This is a genomic window from Acidiphilium rubrum (genome assembly GCF_900156265.1).
Classification (GTDB): Bacteria; Pseudomonadota; Alphaproteobacteria; order Acetobacterales; family Acetobacteraceae; genus Acidiphilium; species Acidiphilium rubrum.
This window is the reverse complement of the sequence record NZ_FTNE01000008.1, coordinates 155,791-173,605: the sequence shown is the minus strand read 5'-3', so window position 1 is coordinate 173,605 and position 17,815 is coordinate 155,791. Positions and strand designations below refer to the sequence as shown.

At 63.5% G+C, this 17,815-nt stretch carries 20 protein-coding genes and 1 riboswitch; of the genes, 13 read left to right on the top strand and 7 right to left on the bottom strand.

Features of this window, described 5'->3' with window-relative positions; all coding sequences use genetic code 11:
- A partial coding sequence (locus BW994_RS08380; protein WP_139334037.1) for a transposase occupies nucleotides 1–180 on the bottom strand: 180 nt, incomplete at its 3' end.
- Nucleotides 181–290: 110 nt separating this feature from the next.
- Here BW994_RS08380 and BW994_RS08375 point away from each other — a divergent pair.
- Nucleotides 291–2,492: an NACHT domain-containing protein gene (locus BW994_RS08375; RefSeq protein WP_076454458.1), complete on the top strand. Its 2,202-nt coding sequence runs from the start codon at nucleotides 291–293 to the stop codon at nucleotides 2,490–2,492.
- A gap of 567 nt (nucleotides 2,493–3,059) precedes the next feature.
- Complete coding sequence (locus tag BW994_RS08370) at nucleotides 3,060–3,629, top strand: REP-associated tyrosine transposase (RefSeq protein WP_281174457.1); 570 nt, start codon at nucleotides 3,060–3,062, stop codon at nucleotides 3,627–3,629.
- Between the two features lie 97 nt (nucleotides 3,630–3,726).
- Here the strand turns inward: BW994_RS08370 and BW994_RS08365 are convergent, their stop codons facing one another.
- Both BW994_RS08365 and BW994_RS08360 read right to left on the bottom strand, forming a co-directional pair.
- Nucleotides 3,727–4,116 (bottom strand): YidH family protein, encoded by a 390-nt coding sequence (locus tag BW994_RS08365; RefSeq protein ID WP_029313388.1) that lies wholly within the window; start codon nucleotides 4,114–4,116, stop codon nucleotides 3,727–3,729.
- The gene (locus BW994_RS08360) at nucleotides 4,113–5,012 is read right to left on the bottom strand and encodes a branched-chain amino acid aminotransferase (RefSeq protein ID WP_029313387.1); all 900 of its coding nucleotides are present in this window, start codon (nucleotides 5,010–5,012) and stop codon (nucleotides 4,113–4,115) included. Before BW994_RS08360 ends, BW994_RS08365 begins: the two co-directional genes overlap by 4 nt.
- Nucleotides 5,013–5,228: 216 nt before the next feature.
- Here BW994_RS08360 and BW994_RS08355 point away from each other — a divergent pair, with 216 nt between their 5' ends.
- The 8 genes from BW994_RS08355 (at nucleotide 5,229) to BW994_RS08325 (ending at nucleotide 9,978) form a co-directional block, all read left to right on the top strand.
- Entirely contained in the window at nucleotides 5,229–5,747 is a 519-nt protein-coding gene (locus BW994_RS08355) for a MarR family winged helix-turn-helix transcriptional regulator (protein WP_029313386.1), read from the top strand.
- 13 nt (nucleotides 5,748–5,760) lie between these two features.
- Nucleotides 5,761–6,456: a response regulator gene (locus BW994_RS08350; RefSeq protein ID WP_029313385.1), complete on the top strand. Its 696-nt coding sequence runs from the start codon at nucleotides 5,761–5,763 to the stop codon at nucleotides 6,454–6,456.
- Nucleotides 6,453–6,623 (top strand): hypothetical protein, encoded by a 171-nt coding sequence (locus tag BW994_RS19935; RefSeq protein WP_217696448.1) that lies wholly within the window; start codon nucleotides 6,453–6,455, stop codon nucleotides 6,621–6,623. Before BW994_RS08350 ends, BW994_RS19935 begins: the two co-directional genes overlap by 4 nt.
- A complete protein-coding gene (locus tag BW994_RS08345; protein ID WP_029313384.1) occupies nucleotides 6,620–7,945 on the top strand; it encodes an ATP-binding protein in 1,326 nt (441 codons plus the stop codon). The genes BW994_RS19935 and BW994_RS08345 overlap by 4 nt, the downstream gene beginning before the upstream one ends.
- The gene (locus BW994_RS08340) at nucleotides 7,942–8,457 is read left to right on the top strand and encodes a GNAT family N-acetyltransferase (protein WP_029313383.1); all 516 of its coding nucleotides are present in this window, start codon (nucleotides 7,942–7,944) and stop codon (nucleotides 8,455–8,457) included. Before BW994_RS08345 ends, BW994_RS08340 begins: the two co-directional genes overlap by 4 nt.
- The gene (locus tag BW994_RS08335) at nucleotides 8,454–9,068 is read left to right on the top strand and encodes a class I SAM-dependent methyltransferase (protein ID WP_029313382.1); all 615 of its coding nucleotides are present in this window, start codon (nucleotides 8,454–8,456) and stop codon (nucleotides 9,066–9,068) included. The genes BW994_RS08340 and BW994_RS08335 overlap by 4 nt, the downstream gene beginning before the upstream one ends.
- 166 nt (nucleotides 9,069–9,234) lie before the next feature.
- Complete coding sequence (locus BW994_RS08330; RefSeq protein ID WP_139334036.1) at nucleotides 9,235–9,564, top strand: hypothetical protein; 330 nt, start codon at nucleotides 9,235–9,237, stop codon at nucleotides 9,562–9,564.
- Nucleotides 9,565–9,651: 87 nt separating this feature from the next.
- Entirely contained in the window at nucleotides 9,652–9,978 is a 327-nt protein-coding gene (locus BW994_RS08325; RefSeq protein WP_076454473.1) for a hypothetical protein, read from the top strand.
- Between the two features lie 94 nt (nucleotides 9,979–10,072).
- On the opposite strand, the gene gcvP is transcribed toward BW994_RS08325, so the two are convergent.
- The 3 genes from gcvP to gcvT are packed head-to-tail and all read right to left on the bottom strand — an operon-like array spanning nucleotide 10,073 to nucleotide 14,444.
- Entirely contained in the window at nucleotides 10,073–12,943 is a 2,871-nt protein-coding gene (gene gcvP, locus BW994_RS08320; RefSeq protein WP_029313377.1) for an aminomethyl-transferring glycine dehydrogenase, read from the bottom strand.
- Nucleotides 12,944–12,957: 14 nt separating this feature from the next.
- Nucleotides 12,958–13,332, bottom strand: a complete 375-nt coding sequence (gcvH, locus tag BW994_RS08315) for a glycine cleavage system protein GcvH (RefSeq protein ID WP_029313375.1) — start codon at nucleotides 13,330–13,332, stop codon at nucleotides 12,958–12,960.
- An 11-nt stretch (nucleotides 13,333–13,343) separates the two neighbouring features.
- A complete protein-coding gene (gene gcvT, locus BW994_RS08310) occupies nucleotides 13,344–14,444 on the bottom strand; it encodes a glycine cleavage system aminomethyltransferase GcvT (RefSeq protein ID WP_029313374.1) in 1,101 nt (366 codons plus the stop codon).
- A 51-nt stretch (nucleotides 14,445–14,495) separates the two neighbouring features.
- A riboswitch (glycine riboswitch) is annotated at nucleotides 14,496–14,597 on the bottom strand.
- Between the two features lie 334 nt (nucleotides 14,598–14,931).
- Here gcvT and BW994_RS08305 point away from each other — a divergent pair.
- Entirely contained in the window at nucleotides 14,932–15,129 is a 198-nt protein-coding gene (locus BW994_RS08305; RefSeq protein WP_139334035.1) for a hypothetical protein, read from the top strand.
- A 34-nt stretch (nucleotides 15,130–15,163) separates the two neighbouring features.
- Here BW994_RS08305 and BW994_RS08300 read toward each other — a convergent pair whose 3' ends face one another.
- On the bottom strand, nucleotides 15,164–16,600 hold the full coding sequence (locus BW994_RS08300) for a bifunctional ADP-dependent NAD(P)H-hydrate dehydratase/NAD(P)H-hydrate epimerase (protein ID WP_035230221.1): 1,437 nt from the start codon (nucleotides 16,598–16,600) through the stop codon (nucleotides 15,164–15,166).
- A gap of 62 nt (nucleotides 16,601–16,662) precedes the next feature.
- Here BW994_RS08300 and BW994_RS08295 point away from each other — a divergent pair, with 62 nt between their 5' ends.
- Nucleotides 16,663–17,301, top strand: a complete 639-nt coding sequence (locus BW994_RS08295; RefSeq protein ID WP_029313370.1) for a ParA family protein — start codon at nucleotides 16,663–16,665, stop codon at nucleotides 17,299–17,301.
- Nucleotides 17,298–17,714: a hypothetical protein gene (locus BW994_RS08290; RefSeq protein ID WP_029313368.1), complete on the top strand. Its 417-nt coding sequence runs from the start codon at nucleotides 17,298–17,300 to the stop codon at nucleotides 17,712–17,714. The genes BW994_RS08295 and BW994_RS08290 overlap by 4 nt, the downstream gene beginning before the upstream one ends.
- Nucleotides 17,715–17,815 lie beyond the last annotated feature (101 nt).

The following is a 17,815-nucleotide window of genomic DNA, read 5'->3' as shown; positions in this document are numbered from 1 at the left end:
CGCCAACATGTAAAAGATCGCCTCCACAATCGTTCGCAACGCCACCGTTCGGGGCCGACCCCGATGCGACGGTGTCGGCATGAACGGTTCGATCAGGGCCCATTCGGCATCGGTGAGGTCGCTTGCATAGCGTAATCCGGCCCGGCAATATCGTTGCCGAGCGATTTCAGTCCAGGCCATCGTGTCTCCGTTCGTCCTTGCAAACGAACTGAATCACAAAATACTGAAATCGCTCAACTATCTTTTTCGGTCCGGCTCTCAGCGATGGATAGCAAAACAGGGGATTTCTTATGACTTGGCAGGAAGTCGAAGCGGAGGTTCGGCGTATAGCCGAGTCTGTTTGGGCGGCGCCGGCTGCTCCTAAGACAGAGGGGGGAATCAAGTGCGACGTAATCCTTAAAATTAAACCAAACTATTGGATACTGCTTGAGGTCTCGAAGCGAGATGATCTCAACAAAATTCGGGACGATGTAACCAAGCTTGCTGCGGTACGAATGGGACTTATGGCGCGCCAAATTTTCGCCGAATGCTATTTCGTGACGACCGGCGACCCCTCGTCACTCGTTGAAACCGGCGCCGCGTGTAATGTTGAAGTATACGATCTACAATCGTTCGCCTCTAAATTCATTGCCGCTCGAGAATACGTAAATGAGCGGCGCTCGGCGCCGTTCGGTAGTGCGGTTGATCCTGATACAGGAAGTGTCGACCGGAAATCTTATACACCGATTTCGTACGTCGACAGCTCAGGCCATAAATTCAGCGACTCCGACATAGCCGATCTTTTAATACAAAACAAAAAACTCATTCTTATGGGTGAATTCGGCACCGGGAAGTCTCGATGTCTCATGCAGGTTTTCGAGAAATTGGCTACTAGGAGCCAAGTATTCGTACCCGTTGCCATCAACCTGCGAGACAACTGGGGCTATCGTCGTTTCAATCATATTATCGCAAACCATCTCGATGCCCTTGGTCTGGGCTATTTTCAAGACACAATCGTTCGCAGCTTGCGCCGTGGCAATCATGTCTTGCTATTGGACGGATTTGATGAGATCGGCTCTCAGTCGTGGTCGGGTGATCCGGCTCGACTCAATGAGATTCGGAAAAAGAGTCTCGAAGGAGTGCGCGATCTTGTTGAAAATTGCCCCTCTGCCGGCATCCTCCTAACAGGTAGGGAACATTATTTCGGCTCTGACGAGGAGATGGCGGAGTGCATTGGCATTCCATTACATGACCTCGTGATTTTGCGATGCCCAGACGAATTTACGGAGAGCGAGGCAAATGATTACATTCGAGAAAACACGGCCCTCGCGATAATTCCCGAGTGGATGCCGCGAAAACCTTTGATTTGTCAGCTTTTGGCAAGACTTGACAACGCCGAGGTTGAAGAGCTCGCAACACGAGCTTCAGGCGAAGTAGAATTCTTTGAGAGCGTGTTTGATAGTATTTGTGCTCGAGAGACACGAATAAACCCAGCTATCACAAAAGAACCTCTCAAGGGCGTTCTCCTCGAATTGGCACGACATACGAGGTCAAAGCCCGCCGATAATGAACGAATTTCGACGATCGAGATCAATCAGGCATTTTTTGACGTTACGACATATGCGCCAATTGACGAGTCGGCAGCGATGCTTCAGCGCCTACCATATCTCGGACGTGTTGGTTCCGGAAGCTCGGATCGAATATTTATTGATCCGTACGCTAAGGACGGTCTTAGAGGTATGTCAGAGGCGAATTCATTTGCTCGCTCGGATAGGAAAGTTGCTCAAAGCAAATGGCTTCAGCCGCTAGAGAGGTTCGGCGTTCGCGTCTTTGGAAACCGCATCAAGTGCGGGGTTGAGCCGGAAAAATTCGTTCGACTATGCATCAATCACGGCAACTATCAGGTCGCATGTGATTACATCGCCCTTAAAATAATGCAAAGCAATGAAATTTGTGACTTTCAAGGATTGAGCGTTTCAGACGGAAAGATTCCCTACCTGGAGTTCGTAGAAACAGAGCTTAAAAATCTGCACCTCTCTGGAATCGAAATCGATGAAGTTACTATTGAAGCTGCCAGATTTCACAACGTGGATGTTCGAGACTGCGTTATTGGGTCATTAAAGGGGGTAGGTAGCACCGACAAACTTCCGGATGTTTTCCAAAATTGTCATATCGAACGATTTCAAGCGGCTCTCACGATTTCCAGGATCAGCGAACTAAATCTTCCAAATTCACAAAAAACACTCCTTGCTCTTATCAAGAAATTGTTTTTTCAGCCTGGAGCGGGAAGACAGGAGCAAGCCCTTTTGCGTGGCGCAGAGAATTATTGGGATACCGTCGCCGCACAGGATGTGTTGTCGTATATGCAGCACCATGATCTCATTCTGAAAATACCTGGAGACCATGGCGATGTCTTCATCCCCAGACGGCGGCACACACGCCGAATGGCCCGGATTTGGGAACTTCAGTCTAACTGCGATGATGAATTGTGGCTGAATATGAGGAGAGTTTAAACGATCGCTTTCAATGCGTCTGAAGCTATAATTTCTATCGTTAGCAGTCGATGCATCTTCGTGATTTCATCTAAGCATCATCGCGAAGTCGTCTTTAGGCGGTTAGGCTGTTTACGGCCCACCATGTTGTTGAGGCGTGCGTCCGGCTACCTTGGCCGACCCAGGTAGCGGACAGGCAGTTCACCACCCCATTTCCGCCATCCAGCGGCTTGGATGACGGGTCTGCTTTTGCTGGTGCCGACGAACCGCCATAGATGACTAGGAAGGGCGCGTTGTCGTTAATACTGGCCGACACGGAATGACCGCTCCTGAGATTACGTCCCGAGCCAGCCAACGCCCGACTTGGGTCGAAACCCGCCAGCTCAACTACCTGCCACCAATCTCCGCTTACCTACATCTTTGCTCCCGAAGCCGTCAGGCAGCTCCCGGCCAACTCTTGCCATATGGCGAAGGTCCAATATCCGTGTTCGTCCGCCGTAAGCAGTCCACCACGTGTTGTTCAACAATTTCGGGACCAGCAAGCGCGGGGTGAGATGCTCTTTCGTACGCCATCCTTTCGGGGCCATAATGGCGACGGTGAAATCAGATGGTGAAAGGATGCCACAATATCGGCGACATTACGTCGACGGCGGGACGTATTTCTTCACTGTTGCCTTGGTGGATCGGCGCGGCGATCTGTTGGTGAGGGAGGTTGCCGCGCTGCGCGCTTCTGTTTCACGGGTGCGCGCGCTTTATCCGTTCACGATCGATGCATGGGTTGTGTTGCCTGAGCATTTGCATGCGGTATGGACATTGCCGGATGGTGATGCTGATTTTTCGGGGCGGTGGAGTCTTATCAAGCGCGGATTCTCGGCGAGGGTTGGGAGAGGTGAGAGCAGATCCGCCTCGCGGATTGCGAAGGGCGAACGCGGTATCTGGCAGCGCCGGTTTTGGGAGCACGCGATCCGTGATGAGGCTGATTTCAGGCGTCACGTCGATTATGTTCATTTCAATCCGGTCAAGCATGGGTTGGTCGGGAATGCTTGGGATTGGCCGTTCTCATCGTTTCGGCGGGCTGTGGCACGCGGGGATTATCCGGCCGATTGGGGTGGTTTGGGGGAGATGGGTGGTGAGTTTGGTGAGAAATCGGAGGGGTGATGTGGGGTGAAGGTGGTGGGGTGCGGAAGGGCACCCCACCCTACGGGGGCTCATAAAGAGTCGGAAAGTTTTTTGCGCGCTTTTTTTCAAAAAAGCGCTACTTGCTTCCTTGCAGCATCGTGATCCCCAGATAGATCGCGAGGCCGATGCCGAGGATGACGATCAGGCCGGCGAGGATGAGGTCGAGGCGGTCGTTTTCGGCGGGGTGGGTTTCATCGTCGATGATGTCGGCGCGGTTTTTGACGAAGCGGAGCATCGAGGCGGCGACCATGGCGGCGCCGGCGATGATCAGGGCGAGGCCGACGAGGCTGCCGGCGACCTGGCCGGACATGGTGAAGGTTTTGCCGAGGGATTTGCCGGCGATTTTCAGGAATATGTCAAAGCGTTCGACCAGGAAGCCGAACGCCATGACGGCGATGGCGGTGCGGACCCAGGCGAGGAAGGTCCGCTCGTTTGCCGCGTGATCGGTGAAGCGCGGGACGCTCACGCGGCGCGCTTGGCGACCTCGGCCGGGGACATGCGGACCAGGGCGTCGTAATCGTCGATCAGGGTGCGGGTGAGTGCGCCGGGGGTGAAGTGCAGGTCGCCGATCTGGCGGACGGGGGTGACTTCGGCGGCGGTGCCGGCGAGGAAGACCTCGGTTGCCTGGGCCATTTCCTCGGGCATGATGAGGCGTTCGTGCACGGGGATTTGGCGGGCGCGGGCGAGGGCCATGACGGTGCGGCGGGTGATGCCATCGAGGAAGCTGTCGGGCGTGGGGGTGTGCAGGGCGCCGTCGATCAAGAAGAAGATGTTGGCACCGGTGGCTTCGGCGACGTGGCCATCGAGGGTGAGCATCAGGGCGTCGTTGAAGCCTTCGGCTTCGGCGGCGTGTTTGGAGAGGGTGCCGATCATGTAGAGGCCGGCGGCTTTGGAGGCGGTGGGGGCGGTGCGCGGGTCGGGGCGGCGCCATTTCGCCATGCCGAGGGTGACGCCCTTCATGCGATCGGCGCCGAACAGGTTGGGCCAGGCCCAGGCGGCGATGGCGAGGTGGATTTTGGTTTGTTGGGCGGAGACCGAGAGTTGTTCGGAGCCGCGCCAGGCGAGGGGGCGTATATAGGCATCGGTGAAGCCGTTGACTTCGAGGACCTGGTTGCAGGCGGCGTCGATTTCATCGGCGGTGTAGGGAATGTCGAAGCCGAGCAGCTTGCCGGACTGGATCAGGCGGTTGGTGTGGTCGCGCAGGCGGAAGATGTTGCCGGCGTAGGCGCGTTCGCCTTCGAACACGGCGGAGGCGTAGTGCAGGCCGTGGGAGAGGACGTGGAGATTGGCTTCGCGCCAGGGGCGCAGGGCGCCGTCCCACCAGATCATGCCGTCCCGGTCGTCGAATGGTATCAGGCTCATTGGTCACGTTCCCCTCATGGTAGGCCGCAGCCGGCTGGGGCTGGCTGGACGTTCGGGATTATCTTTAGAGAGGTGGCGCGTGGCAGCCAAGGGGGATCGGGTGGGGCGGGGGTTGGGTTGGGGCGGGAAAGTCATGGTTGCGCCACATTCGAATTCTAAATAGGGAGTGATCCTGTCTTATCACATAGCACCCATACCAGTATTGCTGAGCCAGCCATGCATGACAAACTAAATCAGACTGGGCCGACGGCCGGACTTTTGTTTTTACGCGAGGACGAGATCCGTCTGGCGCAGGACATGATTTTTTTCGCCAATCGCGATCTGGTGGCGACGGCGGATGCGATGCTGGCGGAGATGGGGTTCGGGCGGGCGCATCATCGGACGTTGCATTTCATTGCGCGCAACCCCGGGCTGCCGGTGGGGGAGTTGCTGCATATTCTGGGGATTGCGAAGCAGAGCCTGGCACGGGTGCTGGGGCCGCTGATCCGGCAGGGGTATGTGCAGCAGACGCCGGGGCGGACGGATCGGCGGCAGCGGCTGCTGTCGTTGACGCCGAGCGGGGCGGCGCTGGAGCGGCGGTTGTTCGAATTGCAGCATGAGCGGTTGACGACGGCGTTTCGTGAGGCGGGCGGGCCGGCGGTGGAGGGGTTTCGCAAGGTGTTGCGGGGCATGATGAAGGAGGAGGCGCGGCAGTGGCTCGATCGGGCCGAGGCGGCGCGCGCGCCGAAGCGTTGAGCGGGGTGCGGCGATGAACGGCACGGCGGCGCATATTCTGCTGGTCGATGACGATGCGCGGCTGCGGGGGTTGATGTCGCGCTATCTGATCGAGAACGGGTTTCGGGTGACGACGGCGGAGAGTGCGGCGGCGGCGCGGGAGACGTTGCGGATTGTCGATCCGGATATGCTGGTGCTGGATGTGATGATGCCGGAGGAATCCGGGCTGGCGCTGACGGAATCGCTACGGGCGGAGCGGGCGCCGACCTTGCCGATTTTGCTGCTGACGGCGCGCGGCGCGCCGGAGGACCGGATTGCCGGGTTCGAGGCGGGGGCGGATGATTATCTGGGCAAGCCGTTCGATCCGCGGGAATTGCTGCTGCGGATAAGGGCGATGCTGCGGCGGACGACCACGCCGGTGGCATCGTCCGGCCCGGTGCAGCTGGGGCGGGCCAGTTTCGATCCGGATCGCGGCGAGTTGATCACCGAGCGCGGGCCGATCCGGCTGACCGGGGGCGAGGCGAGTTTGCTTGGTGTGCTGGCGTCGCGGGCTAATGAGGTTTTGTCCCGCGAGGGGTTGGCGCAGATTTTGGGGATGGACGAGGCGGGGGAACGCGCGATCGATGTGCAGGTGACGCGGTTGCGGCGCAAGATCGAGGCGGACCCGCGGGAGCCGCGGTATTTGCAGACGGTGCGGGGGCGGGGTTATATTTTAAAGCCGGGGCCATGACGGGGTGGGGTGAGGGTAGGTCTTCTTTTTTTGTAAAAAAAGAAGCAAAAAAACTTTTATTCGCTGGGGCTGTGCTGTTGGAAGCGCCCGTGCATCAAATTAGGGAAAGTTTTTTGCTTCTTTTTTACAAAAAAGAAGTGCTTCCTTCCCTGAATTCTTCTGCATGAGACTAGTCCCGCACGGTCTCGAACCCGACCGCGCGCTGCGCAAGATTTTGCCGCGCAGCCTGTTCGGCCGCACCTTGCTGATCGTGGTGCTGCCGCTGATCCTGCTGGAGGGCGTGGCGCTTCAGATATTTTATGGCAGTCATCTCGATACGCTGTCGCGCCGATTGGCGGGGGGTGTGGCGGGTGAGATTGCGTTCGTGCTGGATCAGGCGGATGCGTTTCCCGATGCGCGGTCGCAGATTTTTGCCAATGCGGCGTATCGGTTCGAGTTCGCGTTTCATTTTCATCCGGGGCGGAAGTTGACGCCGCGGCGTTTGCCGCATGTGTTCGGGCCGGTCGATACCGATTTGGCGTCTGCGCTGTCGGTCGGGTTGGGGCGGCCGTTCGTGCTGGTCTGGCATGGGCCGCCGGGGATGGTGCGGGTGGATATTCAGGTGTCGGACGGGGTGCTGACGATCGATGTGCCGCGCAAGCGGTTGTATATCGGCGAGCTTTACATTTTTTTCGCCTGGCTGGGCGGCACCACGTTGATTTTGCTCAGTCTGGCGATTTTGTTTCTGCGCAATCAGGTGCGGGGGATTCGCCGGCTGGCGCTGGCGGCCGAGGCGTTCGGCATGGGGCGCGATACCGGGCCGATCCGGCCGGAAGGCGCGACCGAGGTGCGGCGCGCGGGGGCGGCGTTCAACCGGATGCAGGATCGGGTGCGGCGGTTTCTGGCGCAGCGGACCGCGATGCTGGCCGGGGTTTCGCATGATCTGCGCACGCCGCTGACGCGGTTGCGGCTGGCGATTGCGATGCTGCCGGGCGAGACCTCGGATATCGACGGCATGACCAGCGACATCGATGAGATGGAGCGGTTGATCGGGCTTTATCTGGCGTTCGCGCGCGGTGAGGGGACGGAACAGGCGCAGGTGACCGATCTTGCCGTGCTGATCGAGGAGATCACGGCGCGGGCGGCGCGCGGCGGGGCGGTGATTGCGCTGAATATCGCGCCGCTGCCGAGCATTACGCTGCGGCCTGAGGCGATGCGCCGGGCGCTGGCCAATCTGCTCGACAATGCGGCGCGGCACGCCAGGCGGATCGAGTTTGCGGCGCTGCCGGAGGGCGAGCGCAGTGTGCGCGTGCTGATCGATGACGATGGGCCGGGCATTCCGGTCGAGCGGCGTGAGGAGGTATTTCGCCCGTTCGAGAGCGGCAGCGCGGCGGGGACCGGGTTGGGGCTGGCGATTGCGCGCGATATCATTGCGGCGCACGGCGGGGATATCAGGCTCGATGACAGCCCGCTCGGCGGGTTGCGGGTTGTGGTGGTGCTGCCGGTATGATTTTGCGCCCGATGGTCGAGACCGATGCGGCGGCGGTGATCGAGGCGAATCGGGCGAACCGCGCCTATCACGCGCCATGGGTGCAGCCGCCGGTCGATCGGGCGTCGTTCGATCGGTGGTTTGCCAGCGTGGCGGCGGGGCGCACCGTTTCGATGCTCGGGTCGATGCCGGATGGCGCGGTGATCGGGGTGCTGAACTTCAGCGAGATCGTGCGGGGGAATTTTCTGTCGTGCTATCTGGGGTATTACGGCATGGCGGCGTTTGCCGGGCGGGGGTTGATGAGCCTGTGCCTGCGGGCCGGGTTGATCCATATGCGCGAGGCGGTGGGGTTGCACCGGGTGGAGGCGAATATCCAGCCGGGCAATCTGCGCTCGCGGGCGCTGGTGGAGCGGTTGGGGTTTCGCCGCGAAGGGTATTCGCCTGCGTATTTATACATCGATGGCGCGTGGCGCGATCATGAGCGGTGGGCGATTTTGCTTGAGGCGGTGTCCGCCGTGGTGCCTGCGCGATGAACTGGTACGAGCGGGTGGTGCTGCCGCGGGTGCTGAATTTCGCGATGCGCCAGGAGGTTTTGCTGCCGTTTCGCCGCCGGGTGATCGCTGATGCGCGGGGGGCGGTGCTGGAACTCGGGATCGGGTCGGGGTTGAATCTGGCGTTGTATGGGCCGGGGGTGAGCGCGGTGACCGGGTGCGATCCCTCGGCCGCGCTGCTGCGCATGGCGCGGGAGCGGGCGGCCTCGGCGATCGTGCCGGTTGAATTGATCGAGGCATCGGCCGAGGCTTTGCCGGTTGCTGATGCCAGCATCGATACCGTGGTGACCACCTGGACGCTGTGCACGATTCCCGATGCGGCGCGCGCGCTGCGTGAGGCGCGGCGGGTGCTGAAACCGGACGGGGTGCTGCTGTTCGTCGAGCACGGCCGCGCGCCCGAACCCGGCGTGGCGCGCTGGCAGGACCGGCTGGACCGGCCGTGGGGGCTGGTGGCCGGGGGCTGCCATATCAATCGGCGGATCGATGCGCTGATCGGCGATGCCGGATTCCGGATCGAGCATTTGGCGCATGACCGGATGCCCGGACCACGGACCCATAATTATCTGTATCAGGGCCGCGCGCGGGTCGGATAGGGCCATCTGCGGCCGCGGCGGGTGGCGGTGATGCCGTTTGGGCATCGAATTGATACCTCGACTTTGTCGGTTACTGGATACATGTAAAGCCTGTCAGTCGATAGACCTGACACGGATCAATACTTGTTATTCGACGATATATGACAGACAAACTCAGGAGGATACCATGACAAATACTTTGAAATCATTGATGGCTGCAGGCTTGCTCGCGGCTGTCATCGGTGTGCCCGGGCTTGGCCATGCCGCTGGCGGCGGTGCCGAGGGCGGGGCGGCGTTTCCTGACACGGTGGGGACGCATATCTATTCACCGGGGCCGATGGCGCCGGCGCAGCCGTTTCGCCTGGAAATGCAGATGTCCGCGCCGGCGATGACGGTGATCCATACCGACATGATGATGCATCCGAGTATGGCGGGCACGACGAAGATTGCCTGCATCATGCAGCCGGTGCCGCACCATCGGGGCATGGTCGTTCTGACGTGTACGCCAGGCGCCTGAGGCGGAGCGGCGTTCGATACCACCAAAATTCAAATCATGGTCTGGCCCGGTTTTGCGGCCGTGGCTGACCTCATCAAGGACCTCATCATGAAACTATCACGTTTCGCTCTTGCTCTCGGAATTGTCATGGCCGGATCGTTTTTGGCGCGTGCCGATGCTGCGGCACCGCCCGCATTGTCGCCGGCGCAGATGACGGCGATGCATGCAAAGCTCAGCCAGGCCCAGAAATTGATCAACGAGATCGATCAATCATACGGCACGCAATTCGCCATCGGCCCGAAAATGGAAATGATGGCCATGAGCCATATGGCGAAGGCCAATATGGAAATGGCGAAGGCCATGATGGAGATGCAGGAGATGTGGACCGGCACGCCGTCGCCTTCGGCCTATCCGTCATCGCTGGGTGGTCAGTAGACAGCCTGACCGTTTGCGGCTGGCGCTGCTGCGTCAGCCGCATCTGGTGGGACGGATCGCGGCATGATCGATTTCGAGCGATCGTGCCGGGGGATTATTCGGCGGCGGCGGCGTAGTCGGTCATGGGGGCGCAGGAACAGACCAGGTTGCGGTCGCCGTAGACGTTATCAACGCGTTTGACCGGTGGCCAGTATTTGGTGGTGGTGAGGTAGGGCAGCGGGAAGGCGGCTTGTTCGCGGGTGTAGCTGTGGCTCCAGGTGGTTGCGGTGAGTTCGGCGGCGGTGTGGGGCGCGTTTTTCAGCGGGTTGTCGTCGCGCGGCATGGTGCCGGCGGCGATCGCGGCAATTTCGGTGCTGATCGAAATCATCGCGTCGCAGAACCGGTCGATCTCGGCTTTGGATTCGCTCTCGGTTGGTTCGATCATCAGCGTGCCGGGCACCGGCCAGGACATGGTGGGGGCGTGGAACCCGTAGTCCTGCAGGCGTTTGGCGATGTCTTCGACCTGGATGCCGGTGGTGGCCTGAAAACCCCGACAGTCGATGATGCACTCATGGGCGACGGTGCCGCCGGCGCCGGTGTAGAGGATGGGGTAGTGGGGTGCCAGGCGGTGGGCGATGTAGTTGGCGTTGAGGATGGCGATGGAGGTGGCTTCGCGCAGGCCTTCAGGCCCCATCATGCGGATATAGGCGTAGGGGATCGGCAGGATCGAGGCGCTGCCGAACGGGGCGGCGGCGATCGGGCCGTAGCCGGTGGCGGGGCCGGCGTCGTCGCGCATCGGGTGATTGGGCAGATGGGGTGCGAGATGGGCGGCGACGCCGATCGGGCCGACGCCGGGGCCGCCGCCGCCGTGCGGGATGCAGAAGGTCTTGTGCAGGTTGAGGTGGCAGACATCCGCGCCGATCGCGGCGGGGCTGGTCAGGCCGACCTGCGCGTTCATGTTCGCCCCGTCCATATAGACCTGGCCGCCGGCGGCGTGGACACGGTCGCAGATGGTGCGGATGGTGGATTCGAATACGCCATGGGTCGAGGGGTAGGTGATCATCAGCGCGGCGAGGTGTTCGGCGTGCTGGCTGATTTTCGCATCGAGATCGGCGAGGTCGATGTTGCCGGCCTTGTCGCAGCCGATCACCACCACACGGTAGCCGGCCATGGTGGCGGAGGCGGGGTTGGTGCCGTGGGCGGATGAGGGGATCAGGCAGATGTCGCGCGCGCCTTCGCCGCGGGCGGCGTGGTAGGCGCGGATGCTGAGCAGGCCGGCGAATTCGCCTTGCGCGCCGGAATTGGGTTGCAGCGAGACGGCGGCAAAGCCGGTGATGCGGGCGAGATCGGTGCTGAGTGTTTCGATCAGGGCGCGGTAGCCTTCGGTCTGATCGGCCGGGGCGAAGGGGTGGATGTCGGCGAAGGCGCGCCAGGTGATCGGGATCATTTCGGCGGTCGCGTTGAGTTTCATGGTGCAGGAGCCGAGCGGGATCATGCTGCGGTTCAGCGCGATGTCCTTGTCCTCGAGGCGTTTGAGGTAGCGCAGCATGGCATGTTCCGAGCGATGGGCATGGAACACCGGTGCGGTCATGAAGGCGCTGCGGCGGGTGAGCGGGGCGAGCGGTGAGGCGAGGGCTTCGGCGCCGGTGGTGAACAGGGTGGTGAGGGATTTGAGTTCGGCGTGGGTGATTGCTTCGTCGAGCGTGATGCCGATGGTGGTGGCATCGATCCGGCGCAGGTTGAAGCCGGCGGCGAGGGCGCGGGCCATCAGGGCGTCGGTCTGGGCGCCGGTTTCGAGCGCGATCGTATCGAAGAACGTATCGTGGCGCAGGGTGAAGCCGGCGGCGGTCGCGGCACCGGCCACGATGCGGGCGGCGAGGTGGATGCGGGTGGCGATGCGCGCGAGGCCGTCCGGCCCGTGCCAGACGCCGTAGAAGCCGGCGATGACGGCGAGCAGCACCTGGGCGGTGCAGATGTTCGAGGTCGCTTTTTCGCGGCGGATGTGTTGTTCGCGGGTTTGCAGCGCGAGGCGCAGCGCGGGGGCGCCGGCGGCATCGATCGAGACGCCGACCAGGCGGCCGGCCATGTGGCGTTTCAGACTGTCGCGGGTGGCGAAATAGGCGGCGTGCGGGCCGCCGAAGCCCATCGGCACGCCGAAGCGCTGGGTCGAGCCGACCACGATGTCGGCCCCCATTTCGCCGGGCGGTTTGAGCAGGGCGAGGGAGAGCGGGTCGGCCGCGACGATGGCGAGCGCGCCTGCGGTGTGGGCGGCGGTGATTTCGGTTGTGAGATCGCGCACGCCGCCGGTGGTGCCGGGATATTGCAGCACCAGAGCGAAGGGGGCGGCGCGTTCGATGGCCGCGATATCATCGGGTTCGATGTCGGTCAGGGTCCAGCCGAGCGGGGCGGCGCGGGTGGCGATGACGGCGCGGGTTTGCGGGTGCAGATCGGTCGCGACGGCGATGGTGGTGGATTTGCCTTTATGGACGGCGTGGGCGAGGGCGACGCCTTCGGCGGCGGCGGTGGCTTCATCCAGCAGCGAGGCGTTGGCGATCGCCATGCCGGCGAGTTCGGCCATCATGGTCTGGAAATTCAGCAGCGCTTCGAGCCGGCCCTGGGCGATTTCGGCCTGGTAGGGGGTGTAGGCGGTGTACCAGCCGGGGTTTTCCAGCACGTTGCGCAGCACGACCAGCGGCGTGACGGTGCCGTGATAGCCGAGGCCGATCAGGCTGCGCTTGACCTGGTTTTTTGCGGCGAAGATGCGCAGATCGTCGAGGATTTCACCTTCGGTCAACGGTGGCGCGAGGTCGAGCGGGTTTTGGGTGAGGATGGCGCCGGGCACGGTGCGGGTGATCAGCGCCTCGATCGAGGCATCGCCGAGGGCGCGCAGCATGGCGTCGCGCTCGGCGGTGCCGGGGCCGATGTGGCGATCGGCGAAGCGATCGGCGGCGAGGATGGTATCGAAGGCGGCGAAATCATGGGGCATGGCGTGGGCTCCGATCAGAGCGATTGAACGAAAGCCTGATAGGCATCGGCGGTGAGCAGCACATCGAACGCGGCCCGGTCGGCGAGGCGGAGTTTGAAGAACCAGGCGCCGGCTTCGGCATCCTTGTTGACCAGAGCGGGGTCGTCGGCGAGGGCGGCGTTGTGTTCGGTGATGGTGCCGGCGAGCGGGGCATAGACATCCGACGCGGCCTTGACGCTTTCGACCACGGCGCAGGCCTCGGCCTCGGCGACGGAGCGGCCGGGCTCGGGCAGTTCGACGAAGACGACGTCGCCGAGGGCGGATTGGGCGTGATCGGTGATGCCGATGGTGGCGATGTCGCCATCGAGGCTGACCCATTCATGGTCTTTAGTGAAGCGGATCTCGGTCATGATCGGGCCTTTCAGCGGGCGTAGCGGTGGGGGACGAAGGGCAGCGGGCTGACGTGGAGCGCAATGGCGCGGCCGCGCAGCGTGGCGGTGAGGGCGGTGCCGTCGGTTGCCAGATCGGCGCGGACGTAGCCCAGCGCGATCGGGGCATCGAGGCTGGGGGCGAAGGTGCCGGAGGTGATCTGGCCGGCGGCGGCGCCGGCGGCATCGTGCAGCGTGGCTCCGGCGCGGACCGGGGCGCGGCCTTCGGCGCGCAGGCCGACCAGGCGTTCGGCGGGGCCGTTGTCGTGCGCGGCACGGACAGCGGCGCCGCCGAGGAAATCCCAGGTCATTTTGCGGCGTTTGCCGATGGCGAAGCCGAGGTTGGCGGCGATCGGGGTACGGGATTCATCGATATCGTTGCCATAAAGCGGCAGGCCGGCTTCGAGCCGGAGCGAGTCGCGGGCGCCGAGACCGGCGGGTTTGACGCGGGGGTCGGCCAGCAGGGCGGTGGCGACATCCGCGGCATGGGCGGCGGGCATGCCGATCTCGAAACCATCCTCGCCGGTGTAGCCGGAGCGGGTGATGGTGAGGTCGGTGCCGAGGGCGGTGGTTTCGATCGCGTCCATGAAGCGCATGGCGGCGGTGGCGGGGATGAGTTCGGCCAGGACGGCGGCGGCCTGCGGGCCTTGCAGGGCGAGGAGGGCGCGGTCGAACGCTGGGGTGAGGGTGACGCCGGTGGGGAGATGGGCGGTGATATGCGCGACATCGGCGTGTTTGCGGCCGGCGTTGAGGACGAGGAGGAGGTGATTGCCGAAATTGGCGACCATCAGATCGTCGACGATGCCGCCGGCCTGGTTCATCAGCAGGGTGTAGCGCTGGCGGCCGGGTTTGAGGGCAGCGATGTCGCCGGTGACGACGCGTTCGAGGGCGGCGGCGGCTGCGGGACCGGCGAGCGTGGCCTGGCCCATGTGCGAGACATCGAACAGGGCGGCGCCGGTGCGGCAGTGCAGATGCTCGGTGATGATGCCCTCGTATTGCACGGGCATCAGATAGCCGGCGAAATCGACCATGCGGGCGCCGTGGGATCGGTGCCAGGCATCGAGCGGCACGGTTTGGGGTTCGTGGTCAACCAAGGGTCGCGTGTCTCCCGCGTGTGCAGCGGACGGGTGCAGAACCGTCCAGACTGACCCCCCTCTGTCGCGGAACCTGAGAGATTCGGATCGGGGTTGACCCGGTCCTTACGCCGTCGGTGCGGCGCAGGGCGCCGGCTTTCCAGAGATTCGTTTTTCCGCGCGGTCCCTGGTGCCTGAGCGTTTCCGGGGGCCGGTTGCGCCTTCGGCGGTGATGCTCGGGTGGGCGTTGGTTACCCTGGCAGCACACTCTCCCGCGGGGGAGTTCGAATGACATGGTGATGACGGAGATGGCGGGTAAAAGCAAGCGGGATGTCGGGGGGAGGAAAGGCTTCTTTTTTGTAAAAAAGAAGCAAAAAACTTTTTGACTCGGGGCTGCGGGCGGTTTTACCGGCACGGGATTCGGTCAGTGGACCTATTTGCTTCTTTTTTGTTCACAAAAGAGAAGACTCTCTTTCGCCTTTCGATTGACGCGGATCAGACCGACATATTGAGCAGGGAGCCGCGCGGCATCGGGCTGGGGCCGACGGGTGCGGGGGCCGGTTGCGGCGCGCTGGATTGCGGGGTGGGGTTTACCGGTGCCATGCGCATCGGCGGGGTGCTGAGGCTCGACGACCCGATCGGGGCGGCGAAGGCCGAGAAGGATGCTGCTGCGATCATGAACATGAGTATAATCACCATTCCCTAATAATAAGTTAACAGATCGCATCACGCCATCGATCTTAAGTCGTATTCCTCGTGGCTTGCAGGGTTGCCAGCACCGCGGGCAGGGCTTCCGCGAGGTCTTCGGCGATCAGGCCGGGTCCGTGGGTGTGGGCGGCCGCACCGTGCAGCCAGACGCCGGCGCAGGCGGCTTCGAATGCCGGCATGCCCTGGGTGAGCAGGCCGGCGATGATGCCGGACAGCGTGTCGCCCGATCCGGCGGTGGCGAGGCTGGGGGGCGCGTTGTCGTTGATCGCGGCGCGGCCATCGGGGGCGGCGATGACGGTATCCTCGCCTTTCAGGACGACGATAGCGCCGGTGATTGTGGCGGCGGCGCGGGCGCGGGACAGTTTATCGCCGGCGAGGTGGGGGAAGACGCGGCTGAATTCGCCCTCGTGCGGGGTGATCACGCGCACGCCGTGCAGGCGGTCCGGGTGATCGGCGCAGGCGGTCAGGGCATCGGCGTCGGCGAGGATGGTGCGGTTGGCGGCGATCAGGGTCGCGAGCAGCGGACCCGCCCGGTCGATCCCGAGGCCGGGGCCGCAGAGCCAGACCTGGCGGCGGTGATCGGCGAGCAGGGTGTCGATGGGGTCGGTGCGGATCATGATGCCCGGCGCGGTGCCAGTGAGCGGGGTATCGGTGAGCGAGGTTTCGGTGAGCGAGGTTTCGGTGGCGAGGCTGAGCAGGCCGACGCCGGCGCGGCGGGCGGCGTTGGCCGCGAGGATGGCGGCGCCGGACATCGGGCCGGCGAGGATGGTGAGGTGGCCACGGTCGAATTTATGGCCGGCGGCGGCGAGGACGGGGAGTTGCCAGAGTGCCGGCGTATTGCGCCACAATGTGGGTGTGATGGTCGCGACCGCGCCGGCCGGCATGCCGATGTCGGCGCAGAGCACGATACCGCAGTGCGCCTTGCCTGGCAGCAGCAGATGGCCGGGTTTGCGGGCGACGAAGGTGATGGTGAGGGCAGCCTGGGCGGCCTTGCCGCGCAAGGCGCCGGTTGCGCCATCGACGCCGCTGGGCATGTCGATCGCGACCAATGTGCGGGCGGCGGCGAGCAGGCCAGCGCACTCCGGCGTGATGGCGCGCGCGAGGCCGGCGCCGAAGATCGCATCGATGACCAGCGCGGCGGCGGCGACTCGGGCGATCGTGGGTTCGACCAGCGGGCCGCGCCATCGCGCTGCGGCGTCGGCCGCTGGCGAGCCGGGACGGGGCGTGCCGACCGGCGCGACAACGACTGGCCAGCCGCGCGCTGCGAGGTGGCGGGCGGTGACGTAGCCGTCGCCGCCATTGTTGCCGGGACCGGCGAGGACCAGCACGCGACACGGTCGGTAGCGGCGGTGAATGGCGCGGGCGACCGCGCTGCCGGCATTTTCCATCAGGGCGGGCACGTTGGCACCGTGGGCGGGGGCGGCGTGGTCGATCTCGGTCATTTCGGCGGGGGTGAACAGAGCTTCCATGGTGGATATGTGGGACAGGCGCGCCGGGATTTGCTAGGCATAATGCGAAACCGGAGGCTTGGATGGTGAAAGTGATCGCGGTGGCGCAGCAAAAGGGCGGCGCGGGCAAGACCATGCTGGCGGCCCAGCTGGCGGTGGCGTTGGCGCCGGGGCGGCGGGTGGCGGTGCTGGATATCGATCCGCAGGCCTCGCTGACCGCCTGGGGACGGCTGCGGGCGGCGAACCCGAAGGCGGCGGCGGCTGTGACGGTCGAGACCGTTTCAGGCTGGCGGTTGGCGGCGGCGCTCGATGGGTTGAAGCGCGATCATGACATCGTGCTGATCGATACGCCGCCGGTGCTCGATTCCGACGCGCGGCGGGCGATCCGGGGGGCGGATCTGGTGCTGGTCCCGATGAACCCGACGCCACCCGATTTATGGGCGGCGGAGGGGACGCTGAAACTGGCGGCGGAGGAGCGGCGCCCGGTGGCGCTGGTGTTCAACCGGGCGGCCGCGGCATCGAAGCTGCGGCGGCGGTTGGAGGCGGAGATCGCGGCGCGGCGGCTGGTGCTGCTTGATGAGGCGCTGGGTAATCGGGCGGGTTATGCCAATGCGTTCGCCGAGGGGCTGGGCGTGGCGGAATCGGCGCCGGCGAGCGTCGCGGGGATCGAAATTGGCGCGCTGGCGGCGCGGGTTGTGGCGCTGCTGGGCGCGGCGGCATGAATTATGATGCCGTTTCGGCGGTGCTGGCGGTGCATTTGCTGGCATTTGCCGGGTGGACCGGGTTTTTGGCGGGGTATTTGTTGATCGGCCCGCCGGCTTTGCGGCTGTTGCGGTGGTGCCTGATGATCATGCCGGTGTCGCTGCTGTCCGGGTGGGGGCTGGCGTTGGTGCAATATGGCGGGCCGGCGGGATGGCCCTGGGCGATCAATGCGATGCAGACGGCGGGGCTGGCCATGGCGATCGTGCTGCTGATCGCGTGGTTCGGCGGGGTGCTGCTGGTGCGCGACGCCGAGTCTGCCGCTGATCCGCTGGCGATGGCCGTCGCGGTGCGGCGGTTGACCCGGTTGGTAGCGGTCGATGTGCTGCTCGGGGTGCTGATTCTGGGGTTCGCGGTGCTCGGCCGGTTCGGGTGAAACGCGAATGTATCAGAAATTAGCGCGGTCATATCCGTTTGTAATACATTTTTTCTTTCAATACCCCCGGTACGACACGAAAGGGTCTTGCTCGATTGTCA

Bases quoted from the DNA above. Each gene is read 5' to 3' on its own strand.
- BW994_RS08375 (WP_076454458.1), top strand. From the start codon at position 291: ATGACTTGGCAGGAAGTCGAAGCGGAGGTTCGGCGTATAGCCGAGTCT.
- BW994_RS08370 (WP_281174457.1), top strand. From the start codon at position 3,060: ATGGCGACGGTGAAATCAGATGGTGAAAGGATGCCACAATATCGGCGA.
- BW994_RS08360 (WP_029313387.1), bottom strand. From the start codon at position 5,012: ATGAGCCTGATACCATTCGACGACCGGGACGGCATGATCTGGTGGGAC.
- BW994_RS08355 (WP_029313386.1), top strand. From the start codon at position 5,229: ATGCATGACAAACTAAATCAGACTGGGCCGACGGCCGGACTTTTGTTT.
- BW994_RS08350 (WP_029313385.1), top strand. From the start codon at position 5,761: ATGAACGGCACGGCGGCGCATATTCTGCTGGTCGATGACGATGCGCGG.
- BW994_RS19935 (WP_217696448.1), top strand. From the start codon at position 6,453: ATGACGGGGTGGGGTGAGGGTAGGTCTTCTTTTTTTGTAAAAAAAGAA.
- BW994_RS08345 (WP_029313384.1), top strand. From the start codon at position 6,620: ATGAGACTAGTCCCGCACGGTCTCGAACCCGACCGCGCGCTGCGCAAG.
- BW994_RS08340 (WP_029313383.1), top strand. From the start codon at position 7,942: ATGATTTTGCGCCCGATGGTCGAGACCGATGCGGCGGCGGTGATCGAG.
- BW994_RS08335 (WP_029313382.1), top strand. From the start codon at position 8,454: ATGAACTGGTACGAGCGGGTGGTGCTGCCGCGGGTGCTGAATTTCGCG.
- BW994_RS08330 (WP_139334036.1), top strand. From the start codon at position 9,235: ATGACAAATACTTTGAAATCATTGATGGCTGCAGGCTTGCTCGCGGCT.
- BW994_RS08325 (WP_076454473.1), top strand. From the start codon at position 9,652: ATGAAACTATCACGTTTCGCTCTTGCTCTCGGAATTGTCATGGCCGGA.
- gcvP (WP_029313377.1), bottom strand. From the start codon at position 12,943: ATGCCCCATGATTTCGCCGCCTTCGATACCATCCTCGCCGCCGATCGC.
- gcvH (WP_029313375.1), bottom strand. From the start codon at position 13,332: ATGACCGAGATCCGCTTCACTAAAGACCATGAATGGGTCAGCCTCGAT.
- BW994_RS08300 (WP_035230221.1), bottom strand. From the start codon at position 16,600: ATGGAAGCTCTGTTCACCCCCGCCGAAATGACCGAGATCGACCACGCC.
- BW994_RS08295 (WP_029313370.1), top strand. From the start codon at position 16,663: ATGGTGAAAGTGATCGCGGTGGCGCAGCAAAAGGGCGGCGCGGGCAAG.
- BW994_RS08290 (WP_029313368.1), top strand. From the start codon at position 17,298: ATGAATTATGATGCCGTTTCGGCGGTGCTGGCGGTGCATTTGCTGGCA.